The organism is Bradyrhizobium sp. 23AC, assembly GCF_054863025.1.
The window spans coordinates 276,855-296,402 of the sequence record NZ_JAVAYN010000004.1 but is presented as its reverse complement, the minus strand read 5'-3'; the positions used below and the strand labels follow the sequence as shown (position 1 = coordinate 296,402).

At 63.6% G+C, this 19,548-nt stretch carries 25 protein-coding genes; 16 read left to right on the top strand and 9 right to left on the bottom strand.

The window, feature by feature from the left end:
- The first annotated feature begins 78 nt into the window (after positions 1-78).
- From thiC to RAD10_RS12520, 4 genes are all read left to right on the top strand, one after another.
- The gene (gene thiC, locus RAD10_RS12535) at positions 79-1,977 is read left to right on the top strand and encodes a phosphomethylpyrimidine synthase ThiC (RefSeq protein ID WP_461617712.1); all 1,899 of its coding nucleotides are present in this window, start codon (positions 79-81) and stop codon (positions 1,975-1,977) included.
- A gap of 16 nt (positions 1,978-1,993) precedes the next feature.
- Complete coding sequence (locus tag RAD10_RS12530) at positions 1,994-3,325, top strand: hypothetical protein (RefSeq protein ID WP_461617711.1); 1,332 nt, start codon at positions 1,994-1,996, stop codon at positions 3,323-3,325.
- A 120-nt stretch (positions 3,326-3,445) separates the two neighbouring features.
- Positions 3,446-3,964 (top strand): mismatch-specific DNA-glycosylase, encoded by a 519-nt coding sequence (locus RAD10_RS12525; RefSeq protein ID WP_461617710.1) that lies wholly within the window; start codon positions 3,446-3,448, stop codon positions 3,962-3,964.
- A gap of 251 nt (positions 3,965-4,215) precedes the next feature.
- Positions 4,216-4,866 carry a glutathione S-transferase family protein gene (locus RAD10_RS12520; RefSeq protein WP_461617709.1) on the top strand — a complete coding sequence of 217 codons (651 nt, stop codon included), beginning with the start codon at positions 4,216-4,218 and terminating at the stop codon, positions 4,864-4,866.
- 71 nt (positions 4,867-4,937) lie between these two features.
- Here RAD10_RS12520 and RAD10_RS12515 read toward each other — a convergent pair whose 3' ends face one another.
- Positions 4,938-6,494, bottom strand: coding sequence for an outer membrane protein (locus RAD10_RS12515; RefSeq protein ID WP_461617708.1), 1,557 nt, complete (start codon positions 6,492-6,494; stop codon positions 4,938-4,940).
- A 179-nt stretch (positions 6,495-6,673) separates the two neighbouring features.
- Between RAD10_RS12515 and RAD10_RS12510 the strand changes: the two genes are divergently transcribed.
- On the top strand, positions 6,674-7,369 hold the full coding sequence (locus tag RAD10_RS12510) for a glutathione S-transferase family protein (protein ID WP_461617707.1): 696 nt from the start codon (positions 6,674-6,676) through the stop codon (positions 7,367-7,369).
- A gap of 122 nt (positions 7,370-7,491) precedes the next feature.
- Here the strand turns inward: RAD10_RS12510 and RAD10_RS12505 are convergent, their stop codons facing one another.
- Entirely contained in the window at positions 7,492-7,926 is a 435-nt protein-coding gene (locus tag RAD10_RS12505; RefSeq protein ID WP_461617706.1) for a hypothetical protein, read from the bottom strand.
- 480 nt (positions 7,927-8,406) lie between these two features.
- Here RAD10_RS12505 and RAD10_RS12500 point away from each other — a divergent pair, with 480 nt between their 5' ends.
- The 3 genes from RAD10_RS12500 (at position 8,407) to RAD10_RS12490 (ending at position 9,691) form a co-directional block, all read left to right on the top strand.
- A complete protein-coding gene (locus tag RAD10_RS12500) occupies positions 8,407-8,790 on the top strand; it encodes a RidA family protein (protein WP_183260661.1) in 384 nt (127 codons plus the stop codon).
- 151 nt (positions 8,791-8,941) lie between these two features.
- The gene (locus RAD10_RS12495) at positions 8,942-9,202 is read left to right on the top strand and encodes a hypothetical protein (protein WP_461617705.1); all 261 of its coding nucleotides are present in this window, start codon (positions 8,942-8,944) and stop codon (positions 9,200-9,202) included.
- 237 nt (positions 9,203-9,439) lie between these two features.
- A complete protein-coding gene (locus RAD10_RS12490) occupies positions 9,440-9,691 on the top strand; it encodes a hypothetical protein (RefSeq protein WP_038947729.1) in 252 nt (83 codons plus the stop codon).
- A gap of 196 nt (positions 9,692-9,887) precedes the next feature.
- Here RAD10_RS12490 and RAD10_RS12485 read toward each other — a convergent pair whose 3' ends face one another.
- Positions 9,888-10,373, bottom strand: a complete 486-nt coding sequence (locus RAD10_RS12485) for a J domain-containing protein (RefSeq protein ID WP_461617704.1) — start codon at positions 10,371-10,373, stop codon at positions 9,888-9,890.
- A 111-nt stretch (positions 10,374-10,484) separates the two neighbouring features.
- On the opposite strand from RAD10_RS12485, the gene RAD10_RS12480 reads away from it, so the two are divergent.
- From RAD10_RS12480 to RAD10_RS12470, 3 genes are all read left to right on the top strand, one after another.
- On the top strand, positions 10,485-11,252 hold the full coding sequence (locus RAD10_RS12480; protein WP_461617703.1) for an SDR family NAD(P)-dependent oxidoreductase: 768 nt from the start codon (positions 10,485-10,487) through the stop codon (positions 11,250-11,252).
- Positions 11,253-11,538: 286 nt separating this feature from the next.
- Positions 11,539-11,787 carry a helix-turn-helix domain-containing protein gene (locus RAD10_RS12475; RefSeq protein ID WP_028145592.1) on the top strand — a complete coding sequence of 83 codons (249 nt, stop codon included), beginning with the start codon at positions 11,539-11,541 and terminating at the stop codon, positions 11,785-11,787.
- A 185-nt stretch (positions 11,788-11,972) separates the two neighbouring features.
- Entirely contained in the window at positions 11,973-12,485 is a 513-nt protein-coding gene (locus tag RAD10_RS12470; protein WP_461617702.1) for a collagen-like protein, read from the top strand.
- 148 nt (positions 12,486-12,633) lie between these two features.
- Here the strand turns inward: RAD10_RS12470 and RAD10_RS12465 are convergent, their stop codons facing one another.
- Both RAD10_RS12465 and RAD10_RS12460 read right to left on the bottom strand, forming a co-directional pair.
- Positions 12,634-12,855, bottom strand: coding sequence for a hypothetical protein (locus RAD10_RS12465; RefSeq protein WP_104465654.1), 222 nt, complete (start codon positions 12,853-12,855; stop codon positions 12,634-12,636).
- 150 nt (positions 12,856-13,005) lie between these two features.
- The gene (locus RAD10_RS12460) at positions 13,006-13,272 is read right to left on the bottom strand and encodes a DUF2277 domain-containing protein (RefSeq protein ID WP_104465653.1); all 267 of its coding nucleotides are present in this window, start codon (positions 13,270-13,272) and stop codon (positions 13,006-13,008) included.
- Positions 13,273-13,401: 129 nt separating this feature from the next.
- Between RAD10_RS12460 and RAD10_RS12455 the strand changes: the two genes are divergently transcribed.
- The 3 genes from RAD10_RS12455 to RAD10_RS12445 all read left to right on the top strand — a co-directional run bounded on the left by RAD10_RS12455 (position 13,402) and on the right by RAD10_RS12445 (position 15,659).
- Positions 13,402-14,478, top strand: coding sequence for an alpha/beta fold hydrolase (locus RAD10_RS12455; RefSeq protein WP_461617701.1), 1,077 nt, complete (start codon positions 13,402-13,404; stop codon positions 14,476-14,478).
- Positions 14,479-14,626: 148 nt separating this feature from the next.
- Positions 14,627-14,980 carry a hypothetical protein gene (locus tag RAD10_RS12450; RefSeq protein ID WP_461617700.1) on the top strand — a complete coding sequence of 118 codons (354 nt, stop codon included), beginning with the start codon at positions 14,627-14,629 and terminating at the stop codon, positions 14,978-14,980.
- Between the two features lie 76 nt (positions 14,981-15,056).
- On the top strand, positions 15,057-15,659 hold the full coding sequence (locus tag RAD10_RS12445) for an MSMEG_1061 family FMN-dependent PPOX-type flavoprotein (RefSeq protein WP_461617699.1): 603 nt from the start codon (positions 15,057-15,059) through the stop codon (positions 15,657-15,659).
- A 229-nt stretch (positions 15,660-15,888) separates the two neighbouring features.
- Here RAD10_RS12445 and bfr read toward each other — a convergent pair whose 3' ends face one another.
- The 3 genes from bfr to RAD10_RS12430 all read right to left on the bottom strand — a co-directional run bounded on the left by bfr (position 15,889) and on the right by RAD10_RS12430 (position 17,253).
- Complete coding sequence (gene bfr / locus RAD10_RS12440; protein ID WP_011089420.1) at positions 15,889-16,377, bottom strand: bacterioferritin; 489 nt, start codon at positions 16,375-16,377, stop codon at positions 15,889-15,891.
- A 134-nt stretch (positions 16,378-16,511) separates the two neighbouring features.
- Positions 16,512-16,784 carry a (2Fe-2S)-binding protein gene (locus tag RAD10_RS12435; RefSeq protein WP_018318601.1) on the bottom strand — a complete coding sequence of 91 codons (273 nt, stop codon included), beginning with the start codon at positions 16,782-16,784 and terminating at the stop codon, positions 16,512-16,514.
- Positions 16,785-16,944: 160 nt separating this feature from the next.
- Positions 16,945-17,253: a hypothetical protein gene (locus tag RAD10_RS12430; protein WP_461617895.1), complete on the bottom strand. Its 309-nt coding sequence runs from the start codon at positions 17,251-17,253 to the stop codon at positions 16,945-16,947.
- Positions 17,254-17,384: 131 nt separating this feature from the next.
- Between RAD10_RS12430 and RAD10_RS12425 the strand changes: the two genes are divergently transcribed.
- On the top strand, positions 17,385-17,708 hold the full coding sequence (locus RAD10_RS12425) for a hypothetical protein (RefSeq protein ID WP_028145601.1): 324 nt from the start codon (positions 17,385-17,387) through the stop codon (positions 17,706-17,708).
- A 238-nt stretch (positions 17,709-17,946) separates the two neighbouring features.
- Positions 17,947-18,234, top strand: coding sequence for a hypothetical protein (locus RAD10_RS12420; protein ID WP_018318597.1), 288 nt, complete (start codon positions 17,947-17,949; stop codon positions 18,232-18,234).
- 80 nt (positions 18,235-18,314) lie between these two features.
- Here the strand turns inward: RAD10_RS12420 and RAD10_RS12415 are convergent, their stop codons facing one another.
- Positions 18,315-19,541, bottom strand: a complete 1,227-nt coding sequence (locus RAD10_RS12415; protein WP_461617698.1) for a lytic murein transglycosylase — start codon at positions 19,539-19,541, stop codon at positions 18,315-18,317.
- Between the last annotated feature and the right edge of the window lie 7 nt (positions 19,542-19,548).

The window sequence follows — 19,548 nt, the reverse complement described above, 5'->3', positions numbered from 1 at the left end:
AATTGCGCACTAGGCGGGGATGACAGCGGAATTTTTCTCTCGCGCAGCGACGCCAACGAACTGAATTAGGAGGATCCCATGAACATCCGCTCCAACCCCGACAAAACCGTCCCCGCCGTCACCACCGGCCCCCTTCCCTCCTCGCGAAAAATCTTCGCCTCGCCCGACGCCGCGCCCGATCTGCGCGTGCCCTTGCGCGAGATCATCCTCTCCGAAGGCGCGGGCGAGCCGAACCTGCCGGTCTACGACACCTCCGGCCCCTACACCGATCCGTCCGTAACCATCGACGTCAACGCCGGCCTCGCCCGCAGCCGCAAGCAATGGGTGCTGGAGCGCGGCGGCGTCGAGGAATATCAGGGCCGGCAGATCAAGCCGGAGGACAATGGCAGCGTCTCCACCGACAACGCCGCGCGCGCCTTCTCGGCCTATCACCAGCCGCTGCGCGGCCTCGACGGCCACAAGATCACCCAGCTCGAATTCGCCCGCGCCGGCATCATCACCAAGGAGATGATCTACGTCGCCGCCCGCGAAAACCTCGGCCGCAAGCAGCAGCTTGAGCGCGCGGAAGCAGCCCTCGCCGACGGCGAGAGCTTCGGCGCGGCGGTGCCCGCCTTCATCACCCCGGAGTTCGTCCGCGACGAGATCGCGCGCGGCCGCGCCATCATCCCCTCCAACATCAACCATTCCGAGCTCGAGCCGATGATCATCGGCCGCAACTTCCTCACCAAGATCAACGCCAATATCGGCAACTCGGCGGTGACGTCTTCCGTCGAGGAAGAGGTCGAGAAGATGGTGTGGGCGATCCGCTGGGGCGCCGACACCGTGATGGACCTCTCGACGGGCCGCAACATCCACACCACCCGTGAATGGATCCTGCGCAACTCGCCGGTGCCGATCGGCACCGTTCCCATTTATCAGGCGCTGGAGAAGTGCAACGGCGATCCGGTGGCGCTGACCTGGGAGCTCTACAAGGACACGCTGATCGAGCAGTGCGAGCAGGGCGTCGACTATTTCACCATCCACGCCGGCGTGCGCCTGCAATACATCCACCTCACCGCCAGCCGCGTCACCGGCATCGTCTCCAGAGGCGGCTCGATCATGGCGAAGTGGTGCCTGGCGCATCACAAGGAGAGCTTCCTCTACACGCATTTCGACGAGATCTGCGACCTCATGCGCAAGTATGACGTCTCGTTCTCGCTCGGCGACGGCCTGCGTCCCGGCTCGATCGCCGACGCCAACGACCGCGCCCAGTTCGCGGAGCTGGAGACGCTCGGCGAGCTCACCAAGATCGCGTGGGACAAGGGCTGCCAGGTCATGATCGAAGGCCCCGGCCACGTGCCGATGCACAAGATCAAGATCAACATGGACAAGCAGCTCAAGGAATGCGGCGAAGCGCCGTTCTACACGCTTGGACCGCTGACCACCGACATCGCGCCGGGCTATGACCACATCACCTCGGGCATCGGCGCCGCCATGATCGGCTGGTTCGGCTGCGCCATGCTCTGCTACGTCACGCCGAAGGAGCATCTCGGCCTGCCCGATCGCAACGACGTCAAGGTGGGCGTCATTACCTACAAGATCGCCGCCCACGCCAGCGATCTCGCCAAGGGCCACCCCGCCGCCCAACTGCGTGACGACGCCCTCTCCCGCGCGAGGTTCGACTTCCGCTGGAGCGACCAGTTCAATCTCGGCCTCGACCCTGATACGGCCAAGAATTTCCACGACGAGACCCTGCCGAAGGAAGCCCACAAGGTCGCGCATTTCTGCTCGATGTGCGGACCAAAGTTCTGCTCGATGAAGATCACCCAGGACGTGCGGGATTACGCGGCGACGCTGAACGATCCGAACTCGGTGGGCATGTCGATGGCCGGCACCGCCGAGGACGGCATGGCCAAGATGAGCGCGAAGTTCAAGGAGATGGGCTCAAGCGTTTATCTGGATGCGGAGAAGGTGAAGGAGAGTAATCGGGTGTTGTGAGGGGGCTTCGGCTCAATTGCTGGAGCAATTGAAAAAACCGGGCGAAGCCCGGTTTTTTTTTGCAAGTAGTACCGTCTTTGATGCTACCCTTGATAGAAAGTTATTCACTTACCCAAAACAAGAGCCGTTGAGCTATCCAGACCACATTTCAAACGCTCGGATCACATTGATGCCCCGTCAAGTGTTAGAATTTCGCATCGTTGTTGCCTCCCCTGCTGAGCTATACGACACTCGACGAGCAGTCTTCGACGTTATTCACGAACTCAACAGAACCCTTGAATCTCAAGGAATATCGATCAGAGGAGTGGGATGGGAAGAATACGCGACGCCAGGAATCGGATCTGAGGTTCAGGAGGTCGTTAGTCAGCAGATCCTCCGCGAATATGACATCCTAATTGCTTTACTTGCCACACGGCTCGGAACGCCAACTGAGAAGCATCGCTCTGGAACTGTAGAAGAGATTGAGCACGCCATCGCGAACACCAGTAACCCGATGGGGTTATACCGTGTACAGGTCTATTTCAGGGATCGCATCGAGAGCGTCTCCAGCATCTCCATAGATGAGTTCAGCAAGCTCACCGAGTTCAGAAAACAACTTGAGCCCAGGGGAATCCTATACAAACTGTTCAAGAATGACGATGAACTTCAAAGGGAAGTTCGAGTCAACATTCAAAGACCAATTCAAGAGTACTTGAGATCAAACGGATACGTCGCCTCTACTCCGCAGGCGACTCCCAAGAACTCCGACACTTCTCCGAAAGACACCCCCTCCGCAACTGAAAGCGCGGTCGCCATCGATGATTTTGGCATCTTAGATCGAGCTGCGGAGGCGGAGAATGCGATCGAGTCGACTGGAAAATCAATCACTCGGATTACCGAACTGATGCAGGAAATTGCAACTGAGACAGACAAACAAGTTGCAGCAATTGAAAATCGGCTGATTTCCAATGCTTCGTCCGCCGAAAAGAGGTCTTTCATAAATCATTTTGCTGAGTTTTTGAAATCCAAGGCGATCGCTCTAGATCAGGAAGCCAAGACCGCGCGCGGCAGTTTCAATTTGTTTGCAAACTCCATCGTCGCGCTCGCTGGCCTTCAAAGGGAGAGCCAGGGATCGGAGCAATACAGGAGCGAACTCGCTACCTTTTTGAACGTCGCAGAAATGATGCTGAACACCGTTATCGAAAATCGAACATCCGTCGCGGGATTCCGGACCGCAGTGGTCAATATTCCCCGAATTACCATCCAATTTAATCAAGCAAAGAAGCTGCTTCTCGATGCAATAGACGAATGTCAAACCTTCTTCGATGAAGTTGAACGCGGGATATTCGAAATCACGGCAAAAACGTAGGATGGTAAGCGTAGCTCGCAGACACGAGGCGACATGCGGGAGTCAATCCGTTGCCCCGCATGTCGCGTCGCTGGCCTGAGCAACGAAACGACCTTTACGCAATCTCTGCGGACGGCTGATTTGCAGCAACCTGATCTCCACTGCCTACCCGACCAGCTCCGTCCCAATCTCCGCCTCGTCTTCGTCGGCACCGCCGCCTCGACTCGCTCGGCCGAACTCGGGCACTATTACGCCCATCCCGGCAACCGCTTCTGGCGCGCCATCCATGAGGCCGGGATCGCGCCGCGGCGGTATCAGCCGGGCGAGTTCGCTGCGCTGATCGCGCTCGGGATCGGCTTCACCGACCTCTCCAAGACGGGCGCGGGGATGGATCACCAGATCGCGGCGGAGACGATCGACGTATCAGGCTTCAGGGCGAAGATGGAGACGTATCGGCCGCGGACGATTGCGTTCACGAGCAAGAAGGCGGCGAGCTTGTTTTATGGCAGGCCGTCAGCTGCGATTGCGCTGGGGCGGCAGACGCGCGATGAGAGCCTGCCGGAAGTGTTCGTGCTGCCGTCGCCGTCGGGTGCGGCGTCCGGGCATTGGACGCTGGAGCCTTGGCGGGAATTGGCGGCGTGGATTGGTCAGGTGGGCTGACAACGGTGCGTCACACTCCGCCGTCGTCCCGGCGAACGCCGGGACCCATAACCACAGGGAGGGGTTTGGCGAAGACTGGTCGCCTCGGTACGGGGACCAACCGCCACAGGTAAATCACGCGGTATGGGTCCCGGCGTTCGCCGGGACGACACCGTTGGTTTGGCTACACGCGTGGAAAGATCGAACCGTTGTCGGAATCCGCGCGGCCCAATCGTCCTCTGGCCACAAGCGCGACCCACATGGAGTCCCAGATGCCCCCCACCATCACCGCCTTCGAAAACTCCCCCGACCGCGGCCGGGGACAGGCGCGCGACATGCGGGTTCGCTGGGCGTTCGAGGAAGTCGGGCGACCTTACGACGTTCACCTTGTCTCGTTCAAAGAAATGAAAGAGCCGGCGCATCGCGCGCGGCATCCGTTCGGGCAGATCCCGACCTATGAGGACGGCGATCTCACTCTGTTCGAGACGGGCGCGATCGTGCTGCATATCGCCGAGCGCCATGATGGCTTGCTGCCGAAGGACGCCAATGCCCGCGCCCGCACGATCGCCTGGATGTTCGCCGCGCTGAGCACGGTGGAGCCGCCGATCGTCGAGCTCACCATGGCCATGCTGTTCGAGCGCGACAGGAGCTGGTACGCGGAGCGGCTGCCCGGCTTGCAGGATCGCGTCCGTGTCAGGCTCGGCGAACTGTCCCGCCACATTAGTGATGCCGACTGGCTCGACGACGCCTTCAGCGCCGGCGATCTCATGATGGTGACGGTGCTGCGGCGGCTGAACACATCTGGCCTGCTCGACGAATATCCTGAGATCGCCGCCTATGTCGCGCGCGGTGAAGCGCGGCCGGCGTTCCGGCGGGCGTTCGATGCGCAGCTTGCGGTGTTTAGGGCTGCATCACAGCCGTAGGGTGGATTAGCCCCGGGCTGCGCGAAGCGCAGCCGCTCGGCTAACCGACCCTACGATCGCTTCGCGCCGCCTCACTGAAATCGATACGTCATGGCGAACGTCGCCAGATGCGTCCGCATCGCGACGTCGTAGGTGTTGACGGACGGGTCGAACTCGGGTCGGCCGCTCGACCGTGCGACGGTGAAACCGGCGCTGCCGTAGTCGGCATAGCGGTATTCGGCGCGCGCGAGCCAATTGCCCCACACGACCGTCTCCAGGCCGCCGCCGAGCGTCCAGCCCATCTTCGTGGTCGACGAATTGATGATCGGCGACGACAGCGCGAAGAAGCCGCTGCAATTGCGGCTGGTGCAGGTCGAGGTCAATTCGAAGTTCTGCCACGCAGCGCCGACGGTGGCATAGAGCATGGTGTGGGGGTTGACGAGATAGCCGGCGCGCGCGCGCAAGGATGCGTCCCAGCGGCTGCGGATCGAAAGGCTCTCGCCCGGTGCCTGGGAGTCGGCGAGATGGATGCTGGTAAAACCTTCGCGCATGGTGGTGCGGTCGGCGAAGCCGACGTCGCCCTCAACGCCGGCGGTCCATTGCGGGGCGAGTTGCCAGAGATAGCCCGCATAGGGGCTGGCGCGAAACGCGGTGTTGTCCATCGGGCGGTTGTTGGCGCGCTTGGCGAGGTCGAACGCAGAGCCGCCGATCGTCTCCGACGTCGCGGTCAGGTCGGTGCGCATGGCGCGCGCACCGAGGCCAAGGCCGAGATACGCACCAGTCCAGGACGGCAGCATGGCGGCCTGCGCCTGCAGCGGATGCGAACCGCCACCGGTGACGGGAGCGCCGAACTTGTAGGCGAGGCCGACGCTCGCCGTGTGGGTCCGCAGCCTGGTATCGAAATTGTCGACCGTCAGCGTGGGCCCCGCGCCGCTTCTCGTGCGCGCGAGGGCGAGCGGCGTGGTTCCGAAATCGGCGTAGCGATAGTCGGCGCGCAGCAGCCAATTGCCCCATAGCGCGGTCTCGAGGCCACCGCCGAGCGTCCACCCGGTCCTGGTGGCGGAGTTTGAGACCACGGCGGGCAGCGCATTGTTGCAGGTGGCGCCGACACAGACCGAGGTGACGTCGAATTGCTGCCAGGCAAGTCCGCCCGTCACATAGGCCATTGTCGCGGGCGTCAGCAGGTAGCCGGCGCGGCCGCGCAGGCTCGCATCCCAGCCGGCCTCGAGCGCGAGGCTGTCGACGAGGAAGGTAGACGAGCCGGCGCGCGGCGAGGCGCGAAACCCCTGGAGGATGGTGGTCTGGCGACCAAAACCCGCATCGCCCTCGACGCCGAGGACCCAGCTCGGTGCCACCTGCCAATTGAAGCCGGCATAGGGATTGAGGCGAAGACCCGGGCCGTCGAACGGCTGACTGACGACGGCATCGCTGATGTCACGGGGAACGCCGTCCTCCAGCACCGATGTGGTGGTGAGGTCGGCGGCGGTCGATCGGAAGCCGAGGCCGAGGCCGGCATAGAAGCCGGTCCACGACGAGACCGCGACCGGCGGCGCCTTGGTGAACGGCTTTGCCGCGAGGTCCGCAGCCCGTGCCGGTGCTGCGAAGGCGAGCCCGACCAGAAGCGCACCGCCGCAAGACAATGCCGGCATGTTTCGGCGGGTCGATGAACATCGCATGGCGGGCCCTGGCGCAATAATTTCAGGCCGAATCCATACTGCGAACGGGCGATATTTCGCGTCCTCCGATCGAACGACACCGCCCACAAGGCGCCGGACTGTTGCAAGCGTGTCACTGCGGCGATACGACTCCGGGTGGAAGGGAGCCGCCCATGCTGACCCTCTATTCCTACCCGCAACTGTTCGGCGTCGCCGATAACAATGGCTACGGTCTGAAGGTCTACGCCTTCCTGAAGCTCGCAGGCCTGGAGTTCGTGCACGAGCATATCTTCGACGCCTCGGCCGCACCGCGCGGGCAGCTGCCTTACGTCGTCGACGACGGCGAGAGCATCGGTGACAGCGAGACCATCATCGCGCATGCGATCGCGAAATATCGTCTCACCATCGATGCCGGACTTTCACCGGAGCAGCGCCGCACCAATCTCCTCGTCACGCGCATGCTCGACGATCTCTATTGGGTGATGTCGTATTCGCGCTGGAAGGACGAGCGCTTCTATCCGGCGTTCCGCGACGGCTTCATTGCGCAGCATCCGCAGATCAATGCGGAAGGGTTCGAGAAGGCGAAGGCGTATAATGCGCAGCGCTATCATTACCAGGGCATCGGCCGCTACACGCCGGAGCAGGCTTACGCGCGGGGGCTCGCCGATTTGCAGGTGCTGGCGGAGATCGTGCCCGCCGCGGGCTTCGTGCACGGCGCGGCGCCAACGAGCATCGATGCCGGCATCTACGGCTTCATCGCCAACATCTATTATTTTCCGATCCCGACGCCGCTGAAGGCGTTCGTCGATGCGCACGAGAATCTCGTCGCGCATTGCGAGCGGGTCCATGCGGCGATCGGAAAATCGTAGGGTGGGTTAGCGCAGCGGCTGCGCGAAGCGCAGGCCGATGCGCGTAACCCACCTCTTCTCTTTCCGCGGTGACAGACGTGGTGGGTTACGCCAAGGGGCTAACCCACCCTACGCAACCGCCCCTACCGCATCGTGATCGCGAGGCCGCTGAGATCCGCATTCGCCATCAATCCCACCTGCGTGCCTGTCAGCTCCAGCACGGCGCCCTTCTGGTTGGTGAGCACGATGGCGCGGGCGCCGCGGCCGACGGCAAGGCCGGCACCGGCGGCGCCGTAAACGCCGGCGACATCGGAGGGACGGTTGATGTTGGAGACGCGGCCGCGCAGCACCGTCTTGGAACCGCCGAAGACGAGACCGTAGTCGAGCCCGCCGGTGGACAGCCCATAGGAGCGGCCGCGGAAGTTGAGCACGCCGGAACCGCCGGAGCCGCCGATGATCCAGCCCGCCTTGTAGATCGTCAGCACCACGGTGCCGCCGTCGGCCATCGCCGAGGTCGAGAGCCCGGCCAGGGCGGCAATGGCGACCAGCGCGGCGCGGATGGTGGATGCGATCTTCATGGGTGTCTCCGGGGGCTATTTTTCAAGGAGGGATTCGAATCAGACGCAGCGAATCTATCCGATCGATCGGGGCGGCAAAATGATGGGGCTGCCCTGAGACGCAAGGTGCAGCGTCGCACTCAACCGTCATCGCCCGGTTCAACCGGGCGATCCAGTATTCCAGAGGCGGCGGTGATTGAGCCGAGAGGCCGCGGCGTACTGGATGCCCCGGTCAAAGCCGGGGCATGACGACGGAGGTTCGGGCACAAGGTCGCGCATCGCCACCATCCCATTCTGCCCTTGCTTTGCCCGACGGAGCAACTTGAGTGACTCTCCTTTACCGAATTATAGAAACTCAATGATCTCCACATGATCTCTACTGTGCATGGGGTTGTTTTCGCGTTTTTGTTCTTGCCCGTCTCCGCAACCCGATTGCAAGTCTCCCGCATGTCGCTACGCGCATGCGGGCTACGCGCCCGTTCCTACATTCGAGGTGATGCCATGCCGATCCAGCATTTCGCGCCCCCGCCACACGTGAAGGCGCCGCCGCTGTCGTTTGCGACGCGCGTCGGCGATCTCCTGTTCGTCTCGGGCATTCCGGGCTTCGATGCCAATGGTGCGCTGCCCGACGGTTTCGAGGCGCAGTTCGCCAATGTCGTCGTCAACATCAAGCGCGTGCTGGACGAGGCCGGCGCCGGTGTCCGCGACCTCGTCAAGGTCAACGTGCTCTTGACCCGCGCCTCCGACGTCGCCGCCATGAACGCGCTCTATGCCGGCGCCTTCGGCCCGCCGCCCTATCCGGCCCGTACCACCTGCGTGGTGCAGGCCCTGCCCGACCCGAGGATGCTGATCGAGATCGAGGCGGTGGCCTCGCTGGCGAAGTGAGCCACGGAGCGTGTGGCTTGCCGGGCACGCGGCCGAACCAAATGCTTGGGGAACAGCTGACATGTCCGTGAACGGCAGCTCCCCGGCTTGCAAAGGACCTGCTTTTACCGCACGAATTTTTGCGCCCCACTTCCCCACAAGGAGATATTTCATGCGTCGCGTTCTCGCCCTCTGTGCCGTTGCCGGCATCGCCACCTCCGTCTTTGCCGTGCCGGCCTCGGCGGCGGTCGGCTATTACGTGATCCGCTGGGACAACACCGGCATCTGCCAGGTCTGGAACGAGGACCTGAAGTACAAGCCACTTCAAATTGGGGTGTCGACCTACAAGGTCGTCAGCAAGCCGCTCCCGACCTTCCAGGCCGCTTCCGACGTCCAGATCAAGCTGCGCGCCGAGCGCCGCTGCACGCTCTGAGCTTTTGCAACGGACCGGATTTGGAGGGCGGGTCGCGCGAGCGATCCGCCTTCTTCTTTTTGCGGGACCCGCGCGTTTTCCGGCCGAAATCATCCATTTCCCGCCCGCGCGCTTTGAACCTGACCGGCCTGCGGAACTACTCACATCTTGTCCGGGGCGCATCCCCAAGACGTCCCGCACCAGCCCTCCCCGTCATTGCCGGGAGGCACATCACATCATTCATTTGAGGAGCTGATCATGCGTCGTATTTCCGTGCTGTGCGCTGCCGCCGGTCTTGCCGTCACCGCCTTCGTCGCGGCGAGCCCAGCGGAAGCCAGCTATCACCTGATCCGCTGGCAGGACACGGGCCTGTGCCAGATCTGGGACGAGAGCATCCCGACCACGCCGTGGCCGGCCGGCTATCATCGCGCCAGCGCAACCGTGCCGACCTTCATCGACGCCCTCGCGGTGAAGGATGCCGCGCTGAAGAACGGTCAGTGCACCTGGTAAGATTCGATCGGCGGACGAAGAGCGGGCAAGGACCATGCGTCCTTGCCCGCTTTCTATTTCCGAGATGCCGTAGGGTGGGTAAAGGCGCGCACTTCGCGCGCCGTGCCCACGCCTTTCAACGACGGGCAAATGGTGGGCACGGCGCGATGCGCCTTTGCCCACCCTACGAGACCTGCGCAAGCAGAGGCAGGCCCTCTCACGCGTCCTTGTGCGCGCCGGGATGGATCAGGACGTCGCGCGCGGCGGCGAGGTCGATGAAGGCTTGCGTGCTGCCGCCGTGGTCGGGATGCATGCCCTTGGCGGCGCGGCGATAGGCCTGGTTGATGTCCTCGCAGGTGAGCTGCACCGCGAGCGGCAGGCCGAGCATCTTGCGGGCGCGATCCTCGCTGGACAGCTGTTTCGGCATGCCGTTGCGACGGCCGAAGCGCGGCGCGGTCAGATCATGAACGACTTCGAGAACGACGCCGATGCGGCGCTGGGCCGCCAGCGTGACGCCGTGATCGTCATTGTCGACCGCCTGGCGCAGCACCGGAAGCGCCTGCTCGGCGGCCTGGCGCAGAGTGGCATCGACGCTCATCCGCGCGATCTCGGCCACGAGCCGGCCCGCCTCGGCCCAATCGGCCGAATGCGCCGACCGCAGGCGTTCGAGGGCGAGTTTCCAGGAATCGAGGCGTTCCATCATGCGCGCAACGTTTAGCAATGAAGATCAGTATGCCAAGGCTGCCGTTTCCGACCCCTTAATTTCGAGTTAGCGTTTCGTGAAACTTCGAAACGAAATCGGGAGGAAAATGTCATGGCATTGCTCGCAAACCACATCGCCGTCATCACCGGCGCCGGCTCCGGTATCGGCCGGGCCATCGCGGCGGGCTACGCCTGCGAGGGCGCGCAAGTGGTGCTGCTCGACGTCAATGCCGACACCGTCGCGGAGGCCGCCCAGGAGATCCGCAAAGCGGGCGGCAAGGCCGAGAGTTTTGCGCTCGACGTGACCCGGCGCGACGACTGCTTTGCGCTCGCTAAGCAGGTCGCCGACAAGGTCGGGCAGGTCTCGATCCTCGTCAACAATGCCGGCATCACCCGCCGCAACGCCTTCACCGCGGAGACTGAGACGGTGGCGAAGGACTGGAACGACATCATCTCGCTCAACCTCAACGGCGTCTTCAACATGACGCAGGCCTTCCTCGCCCCCCTGCGCGCAAGCAAAGGCCGCATCGTCAATATCGGCTCGATCCAGTCCTTCGTGCATCTGCGCACGCCGAGCTCGGCGGCCTACACGACGTCGAAACACGGCGTGCTCGGCTTCACCAAGGCGCTCGCGGTCGAGCTCGGCAAGGAAGGTGTGCGCGTCAACGCGATCGGGCCGGGCTTCATCGAGACCAACATCAACGCCAATGTGCGCGCGACCAATCCGGCGCTGGTGCAGGCCTTCGTCGACCACACCCCGCTGGCGCGCACCGGCAAGCCCGAAGATATCGTCGGGCCCGCGATCTTCCTCGCGTCGGATCTGTCGGCCTATGTCACGGGAACGATCGTGATGGTGGACGGCGGCTACCGGACGGTGTGAGGGGCGACTCACTTTCGCCACGCACGGGATCATCGTCCGCCTTGTAGGCAATTGCGCCACTGGACCGGACGATGACACCGTATGTGTGGAAGAGATAGTCCCGCATCACGATGCATCTGGCGCCAATCGCGGCGGCTTAGCGGCATTCCTGGGGTCAATTGGTGCGTTCGTCCGCGATTAACCTTTCATTAACCAAACCCGCCCACCGTACATCTACGGCTTGGGGGTCGTTGGTTCTCGATCCGCTTCCAAAGATGGCAGCGGGCGTTGATCGGGAGGTGTGTTGATGACCACTGTTCATGTCGCTGCGTCCGAGTCGGGCGCGCAATTCCTTGCCCCTAACCAGATCGTTCCGCTTCTGATCGGCGCAACCGTCGACGAGGTCGAGCGCGAGCTCGTGCTTCAGACGCTGGCGCGCTGCGACGGCAACCGCACCCGCGCCTCGCGCGTGCTCGGCCTGTCGGTGCGCACGCTGCGCAACAAGATCAGGATCTACGCGGCGTCCGGCATCGACGTGCCCGCCTATCAGGATTAGCGTCCGAGGACGCGCCGCTGAATCAATCCGCCGATGATGACCGCAAGCGCGATCATCACGACCGAGGCTGTCAGCGCCGCGTGCGGCCGATTGATGTTGATCAAGCGTGGTGAGCTGTCCCGGCGGAATTGCTGCTGTCGTCAAACGCCGCTAAGTAGCTTGCTTCCGGTCAAGGGAGCAGCGGCGTGGCAGACGAACAGAAACGGCAGGGATCTCAAGGGCCGCGCGGACGGCAGGGCGAGCCGGGACGGCCGGGACCGCAGGGTCATCCCGGCCGGCGCGGTCCCGACGGCGCGCGCGGCAAGCCGGGTCCGCAAGGCAAGCCGGGGCCGATCGGAAAGGCGGGACCTCAGGGCAGGCCCGGTCCGCAAGGCAAGCAGGGCGAGGCTGGCCCGCGTGGGGCCGCCGGCGCGCAGGGACCTGCCGGACCGCAGGGGCCGGCGGGGCCGCAAGGCCCGCGCGGCGAGGCTGGGCCTGCCGGTCAATTGCCCTCGATCGAACAGGTGCTGCCGTGGCTTGAGCAACTGTTCGACGCCTGGGACGAGCGCCGCCGCCAACGCGAGCGCGACGCCGCCGAGCGCGAAGCGCTGGAGGCCGCCGTGCAGGAGCCCGATGAGGCCATCGTCGACCACGAGAGCGACGACGGCGAAGGCGACGAGCACAGGAAGAAGAAGAAAAAGAAGAAGTACCGGGACTAGCGATGCCGGTGCCCCGGACCCAGCGCAGCACGCAGTGTTGCGCTGCTGAGCCGGGGCCCATATCACCGGGAGCTGCGGGGACGATGACTGGGTCCCGGCTCTGCGGAGCGGCACTTCGCGCCGCACCGCGTCCGGGACACGAGCCAAATCAAGACGCGCCGGAAGCGTCATCCTTGTGCGGCAGCATGCCCATGCGCTCGAACTGCCAACGCATGGCGCGATACCAGAGATAGCCGACCGCCGCGCCGCAAAGGGCCAGGATGATCACGTTGGCGCTCGAGAATGAGCCGCTCCACCACATCATCCACGCGGTCCATAGCAGCGTGAAGACGATGGCACCTGCTTTCAAGGGAAGAAGGGGGCGGCTCATGATCGTGCTCCGGGCTGACAAAACCCCGGCGGACATCATTGCAAAGTGAGGCGCCCCGTACCGTGAGCCAGATCACGGAACGCTTTGGCCGCGCCCTCTAAAGCGCGATGCGATTAGATGAATCGTCATCGCACTTTTCCGGATCATGCTCTAACCGAAGCGCAGCCGCGAGCGCTCCCTGGCCCTTTCCGCCTCGACCTCACGGTCCCGCGCCGGCGCGTGGGTGTGCAGCGAGGTCAGGAGATTTCGCGCAGCCTCGGAGACCTCGGCTACTGCGCGGTCGAACGCCGCCTCGTTGGCCTGCGACGGCTTGTTGAAGCCGGACAGTTTTCGCACGAACTGGAGCGCACTGGCGTGGATCTCATCCTCCGTCGCCGGCGGCTCGAAGTTGAACAGCGTCTTGATGTTGCGGCACATGCAGGGGCCTCTTCCGGATGTTTCCTTGAAGACGATCGGCGGAGCCGAAATCCTACATCCTTCCGTGCATTTCTGCTAAGTTCCACCGCAACGCGGCCGCCGACCATGAGCCGCAATGGGGAGAGAAACATGAAGGCTTCCTGCGCCGCGCTGTCGGCTGCCCTGCTGTCCTTTTCAATGCCGGTCCTGGCCGCCGATTATCCGGCACCGAAGCAGGGCGACTGGATCGCCAGGAATTTCAATTTCCACACCGGCGAGACCATGGCGGAGCTGAAGCTGCACTACACCACAATCGGCGAGCCCTCGGGCCAACCGGTGCTGGTGCTGCACGGCACCGGCGGATCCGGCGCAAGCATGCTGTCACCCGCCTTCGCCGGCGAGCTGTTCGGCGCGGGGCAGCCCCTCGACGCCTCCAAATATTACATCATCCTTCCCGACGGCCTCGGTCATGGCAAATCGTCGAAGCCCTCCGACGGGATGAAGACGAGCTTCCCGAAATACGATTACGATGACATGGTCGAGGCGCAGCATCGCCTGGTGACGGAAGGCCTCGGCGTCAAGCATTTGCGGCTCGTCATCGGCAATTCGATGGGCGGCATGCACACCTGGCTGTGGGGCGAGAAATATCCGAACGCCATGGACGCACTGATCCCGATGGCCTCGCAGCCGACCGAGATGGCGTCGCGCAACTGGATGCTGCGGCGGATCATGCTCGACACCATCCGCAACGACCCGGACTACAATGGCGGCAACTACACCAGCCAGCCGCGCATGATGAAATATGCCATCACCGCCTACGGCATCGCCAGCATCGGCGGCACGCTGGCCTACCAATCGCAGGCGCCAACCGCGGCCAAGGCCGACAAGATCGTCGACGACCGGCTGGCGACGCCGATCACGGCAGATGCCAACGACTTCGTCTACCAGTGGGAGTCCTCGCACGACTATAATGCCGGCGAGAAGCTGGAAGCCATCGAAGCATCGCTGCTGCTGATCAATTCCGCCGACGACGAGCGCAACCCGCCCGAGACCGGCATCACGGACGCGGCCATGAAGCGGGTCAAGAACGGCCGCCTCCATCTGATCCCGGCAAGCGCCGAGACGCGCGGCCACGGCACCACCGGCAATGCGAAATTCTACAGCGAGCAGGTGCGGCAATTGCTGGAGAGCACGCCGCAACAAACGATCGAATCGGCGCGCCGCTGATTTTGCAGCGCATCATGTGCGGCACTTCGGAGCCGCATATTATTTGGGCATGCAATGCGCTGACAGCTCGGGCTTAATCGCGTCACCGATGGAATCGACGCGAGCAAGACTCGCGCGCGAATAGCGGGACGCGACGAGGAGGGATCGCATGCACAGGCTCGCACTGTGCGTTTGGCTGGTCGCGAGTGCGGCGCTGACCAGCGCCGCACTCGCATTCGACAACGGGCAATATGACCACATCCCGCCCGATATCCGCGCCTGGTTCAAGAGCGTGATCGCGCCGAACGGCGTGCCCTGCTGCGACGTTTCGGACGGCCATCGCACCGACTACGATGTGCGCAGCGGTGCTTATTGGGTGCCGATCGAAGGACAATGGATGGAGGTGCCCGAGCGCGCCATTATCCGCGACCGGGGCAATCCGGTCGGCCAGGCCGTGGTGTGGTACGTTCGCCACCGCGGCGCTATCATCATCAGCTGCTTCGTGCCGGCGGATGCCGTGTAAAACGTCTTTATCGATTCCATTGGCCGGAGGCGGCCCGATCGGGTAGCTTGCCGCCAAGCTGAAGCGGAGGCCGCCGTTGACCGATCTTTGCGCCGAAGACCTCGCCACCATCTATGCCAATCCGAGCCCGCGCGTGATCGCGAAAGCGCGTCCCGCGATCGATGCGCATGCGAAGAAGTTCATCGAGATGTCGCCGTTCTGCGTACTCGCGACGTCGGGCGCGGACGGCAGCGTCGATGCCTCGCCACGCGGCGGCGGCACCGGCTTTGTCCACATCGCCGGTCCCAACCAATTGCTGATGCCTGACCGCTCCGGCAACAACCGGATCGACAGTTTTCGCAACGTCGTCGAAGGCTCGGGCTTCGTGCATCTGTTGTTCTTCGTGCCCGGCATCGACGAGACGCTACGCGTCGGCGGACGCGGCACGCTGTCGGCCGATCCGGATCTGCTCGCCGCGATGGTGGAGTTTGGCAAACCGCCGCGCGCGGTGCTGAACGTCGCCGTCAGCGAAGTCTATTTCCATTGCGGCAAGGCGCTGATGCGCTCGAAGCTGTGGTCGCCCGAAAAAGTGCAGCGCTCGGTGATGCCCAGCATCGTCACGGTCATTCACGACCAGACTGGCCTCGGCGAACCGGCGAGCCAGGAGACCGTGGAAGAGATCTACAAGACGCAGTTGTAGGTGGGGCGACAATCACGGTGTCGTCCCGGACAAGCGTAGCGCAGATCCGGGACCTCCGCGAGGAGCGCTTGCGCTCGTCGCGATAACCGCAGGACATCGTTTGGCGAAGACTCGTGGTTCGGTATTGCTACTGGCCACGATCGATAGATTCCGCGGTATGGGTCCCTGCTCCCGTGCGCAATTGCGCACTAGGCAGGGACGACACCGGGTGCGTGGCTAGGGCGGGAGCTTAATGCCCCTCGCCCTCGAGCCCACCGACGTGCTTCTGGGTGTAGAGCTCGAGGCCGATGCGGCCGATCAGGTCGAGCTGGGTTTCGAGGAAGTCGATGTGGTGCTCCTCGTCGCTCATCAGCTTCTCGAACAGGTCACGCGTGACGTAGTCCTTGACGCCGTGGCAGTAGGTCGCCGCTTCCTGGTAGAGCGCACGCGCACTCATCTCGGCAGCGAGGTCGCACTCGATGATCTCCTTGACGTTCTGGCCGATGCGCAAGGGATCGAGCACCTGCATGTTCGGAAAGCCGTCGAAGAACAGGATGCGCGCGGTGAGCTTGTCGGCGTGCTCCATCTCCTCGATGGACTCCTTGCGCCAGACCTTGGCCATGTCGAGGAGGCCCCAATTGTCGAGGAAGCGATAGTGCAGCCAGTACTGGTTGATCGCAGTCAGTTCGTGACGCAGTGCCTTGTTGAGATAGTCGATGACTTTTGCGTCGCCCTGCATGGTTCACTCCAGCTCTTGCAGTCCAAATCGGCCCGAAACCGAATTTAGAATGCTTCTAAGTCAGTTTACGAATGAGGGCAACTGGCTACGGCGGCGCAGCCGGGGGAAAAGCTCAGCCGAGCTGGCGAAGGCTTTCAGCAGGCCGCGAGGGCAAACTGCGCGGGCTCGGCCGCCTCGTCATTGGCAGCCACAGTGTGGTTGTGCGGGCAGCCGGCACAGCAGGACTGGGCGCAGGGGCCGAGGGCTTCGTCGATGATGGTCTTGATCGTCCGGGCGCAGCGACCGCATTCGGCGCTGCAGCCGAGGCATCCATAGACCTGCTTGGCATGGCGCACGGCGTCGTCGGACTCGGCGACGGCGGCGCGGATGTCGTCATCGCTCAGCACGTTACAGGAACAAACGATCATGGAAGCGGTAGGCCCTTCGTGATGCGTCATCATCGATATTTAACGGGCCGGCCGGATGCAAAAGGAAAAAGCGGTATTTGAAGCTATTCCAAACTGGCCCAAAAGCAGCCTAGAACGGTCCTAAATTTCAGCGTTGCGCTGGATCAAGATTGGAGCGGATCTAATCGCCGCCACCGCCTCCCCCGCCGTCGCCGCCGCCTCCGCAATCGCCGCCACTGCTGCCGCTGTCGCTGCTGGAACAGCTGCCGCCGTCGGCCGAGCTCCCCGAACTGTCGCTGGAAAACCAGCTTCCCAGCGAGAAGCCGTTATTGCTGCCCGAATAGGTGTCGCCGCTGCTGCTGCCATCGCCACCCGCCCCGGCGCGGGAGCGCCGCTGGCCGCGGTTCTGGAGATGGGTGATCCAGCCGTAACCGATCGCGGACACGACCCCGGCAGCAATCAATGCATTGATCATCGCGTTGCCCATCATCGCCTCCTGGCCGAGCCTGCGGTCCATATCAATTGGTCGCCCGCCACCAAGGTGCCGTTCATTGATCATTCAAACGAAGTATGGAACTCTGCTCCCAAAGGGTTCCCGCGTTCGTACGAAAGGTCAAGCCGATGAAGAAGTTGCTCCTGACGGTCGCCGCCGTCGCCTCCCTGGCCGTTGCGGCCGGAACCCCGGCCCATGCACAGCGCGGCGTCGCGGCGGGCGTGGCGGCCGGCATCATCGGCGGCGCCATTGTCGGCGGCGCGCTGGCCTCTCCGTATTATTACGGACCTGGCCCTGGCTATTACGAACCCGGCTATTACCCGCCCCGTTACTATGCGCCGGGCCCGGGCTATGTCTCTGACGACTATTACGGCGGCGGCTGCGTCTGGCAGAAGCAGCGCTTCTGGGACGGCTATGCCTGGCGCGTCCGCCGCGTCAGAGTCTGCGGCTGAGGCGACTCGAACCGGTCCATCGCGACTGCTTCGGCTGACCGGTTCGCTACGGATGCGCCGTTCATCTCCGGGCCCGAAAAAGACCGCTTTTTCTCGTCACAGCTCCGTGTGCGTTTACCGTGGGTTGACCAATTGCGCGCTTCCTAGCTGCACGGCCAATTCCATCAGCGTGTGCGTGAACCTTTGAAACCCGGGCGCCTCTAACAAGAGGAACCCATCTCCCAGGAGAGCCCTGAGCATGAAGAAGACTCTTGTTGCCGCCCTCACGGTTGCGACGATCGCCGGTTCGCTGGTGACTGCCGCTCCGTCCGCCAAGGCGCATGACGGCAGCATCGGCGCCGGCATTGCGGCCGGCCTGATTGGCGGCGCGATCGTCGGCGGCGCCATCGCGTCGAGCCGTCCGGCCTATGGCGGCCCCGTTTACGTCGCCGAGCCCGGCCCGCCGCCCCCGCCCTGCTATTGGCAGCGTCAGCGTTATTGGGACGGTTACGGCTGGGTCGTTCGCCCGGTTCGCGTCTGCTACTGATCTGATCGCACCGGCGCTCATGAGCGCCGAGATCGAAGCCCGGCCGAGACCATCGGCCGGGCTTTTTCTTTGGTCGCGCGCTATCGCGCCGCCTGGATCGAGCGCAGCACCTCTTCGCTCGGCCAGCAATCGACCTTGAGGCCTGCCGACTTCTGATAGGCACCGAGCGCGGCGCGCGTCTGCATGCCGGCCTTGCCGTCGATCTTGTCCTTGTAGAGCCCGGCGCGCGTAAGCCCACGCTGCATGGTCTCGACATCTTTGGTGCGCATTTGCTTCGAGGCCGCCCATGGCGTTGCGAACGGAAGCGGGCTCGTCATGCGGTCGCCGAGATGACCGACGAACAGCACATAGAGATCGGAGAAATTGTATTCCTTGATGACGAAGTAGTTCTTCGTGGTCAGGAACGAGGGGCCATAGATGCCTTCCGGCTGGAGCAGCGAAGCCGGCTGCGCCTGTTCGATGGCACTCAGCTTTTGCCCGCGCACCGGCACAAAACCTTCGCGTAACCACTGGCCGAGCGGCTTCGTCACCTCGGGCACGCCGGTGGTGCAATCGACCTTGGCCGGCGCTTGCACCTCGTAGGCCCAGCGCACGCCGCTCTGCCAACCCTTGTTGACGAGCTGCTGCGCGGCGGACGCCAGCGCATCCGGCACCGAATGCCAGATGTCGACGCGGCCGTCGCCGTCGAAATCGACGCCGTGCTTGTAATATTCGGACGGCAGGAACTGCGTCAGCCCGGTGGCGCCGGCCCAGGACGAGCGCATGTCCTTGCGCGTCACCACGCCTTCGCCGAGGATCTTCAGCGCAAGGATGAACTCGGTGCGGTATTGATCCTTGCGTCGCCCGACATAGGCCTGCGTCGCCAGCACGCGGACGAGATCGTAAGGCAGCGTGTAGCGGCCGTAATCGGTCTCGCGGCCCCAGATAGCGAGCATCACGGTTGCCGGCACGCCGGACTTCTTCTCGATCTCGCTCAGCGAAGCGCGATATTTCTGCAGCAGCCGCTGCCCCTCGCCCGCAAGCCGCGCGATCGAGGCTTCCTTGACGTAATCGGCCGGCACCTGCACGAACTCGGCCTGCGACGGCGCGCCAGTCGCGGGCCGTCCCGGCAGGATCAGATCCGGCAGCTTGTAATCAGGATCGAGCCCGCGCGTCTGCTCGTCGAACGTCTTGCGCGAGACGCCGGCGGCCTGCGCCTCCGGCCACAGCGAGGCGATGAACTGGGTGAAGGCGGCGTCGGCGGCGCGGGCGGACGACCAGCCGCAGGTGACAACGATCACCGCAGCAATGAGCGCCCGCCGCATCATGCCGAAA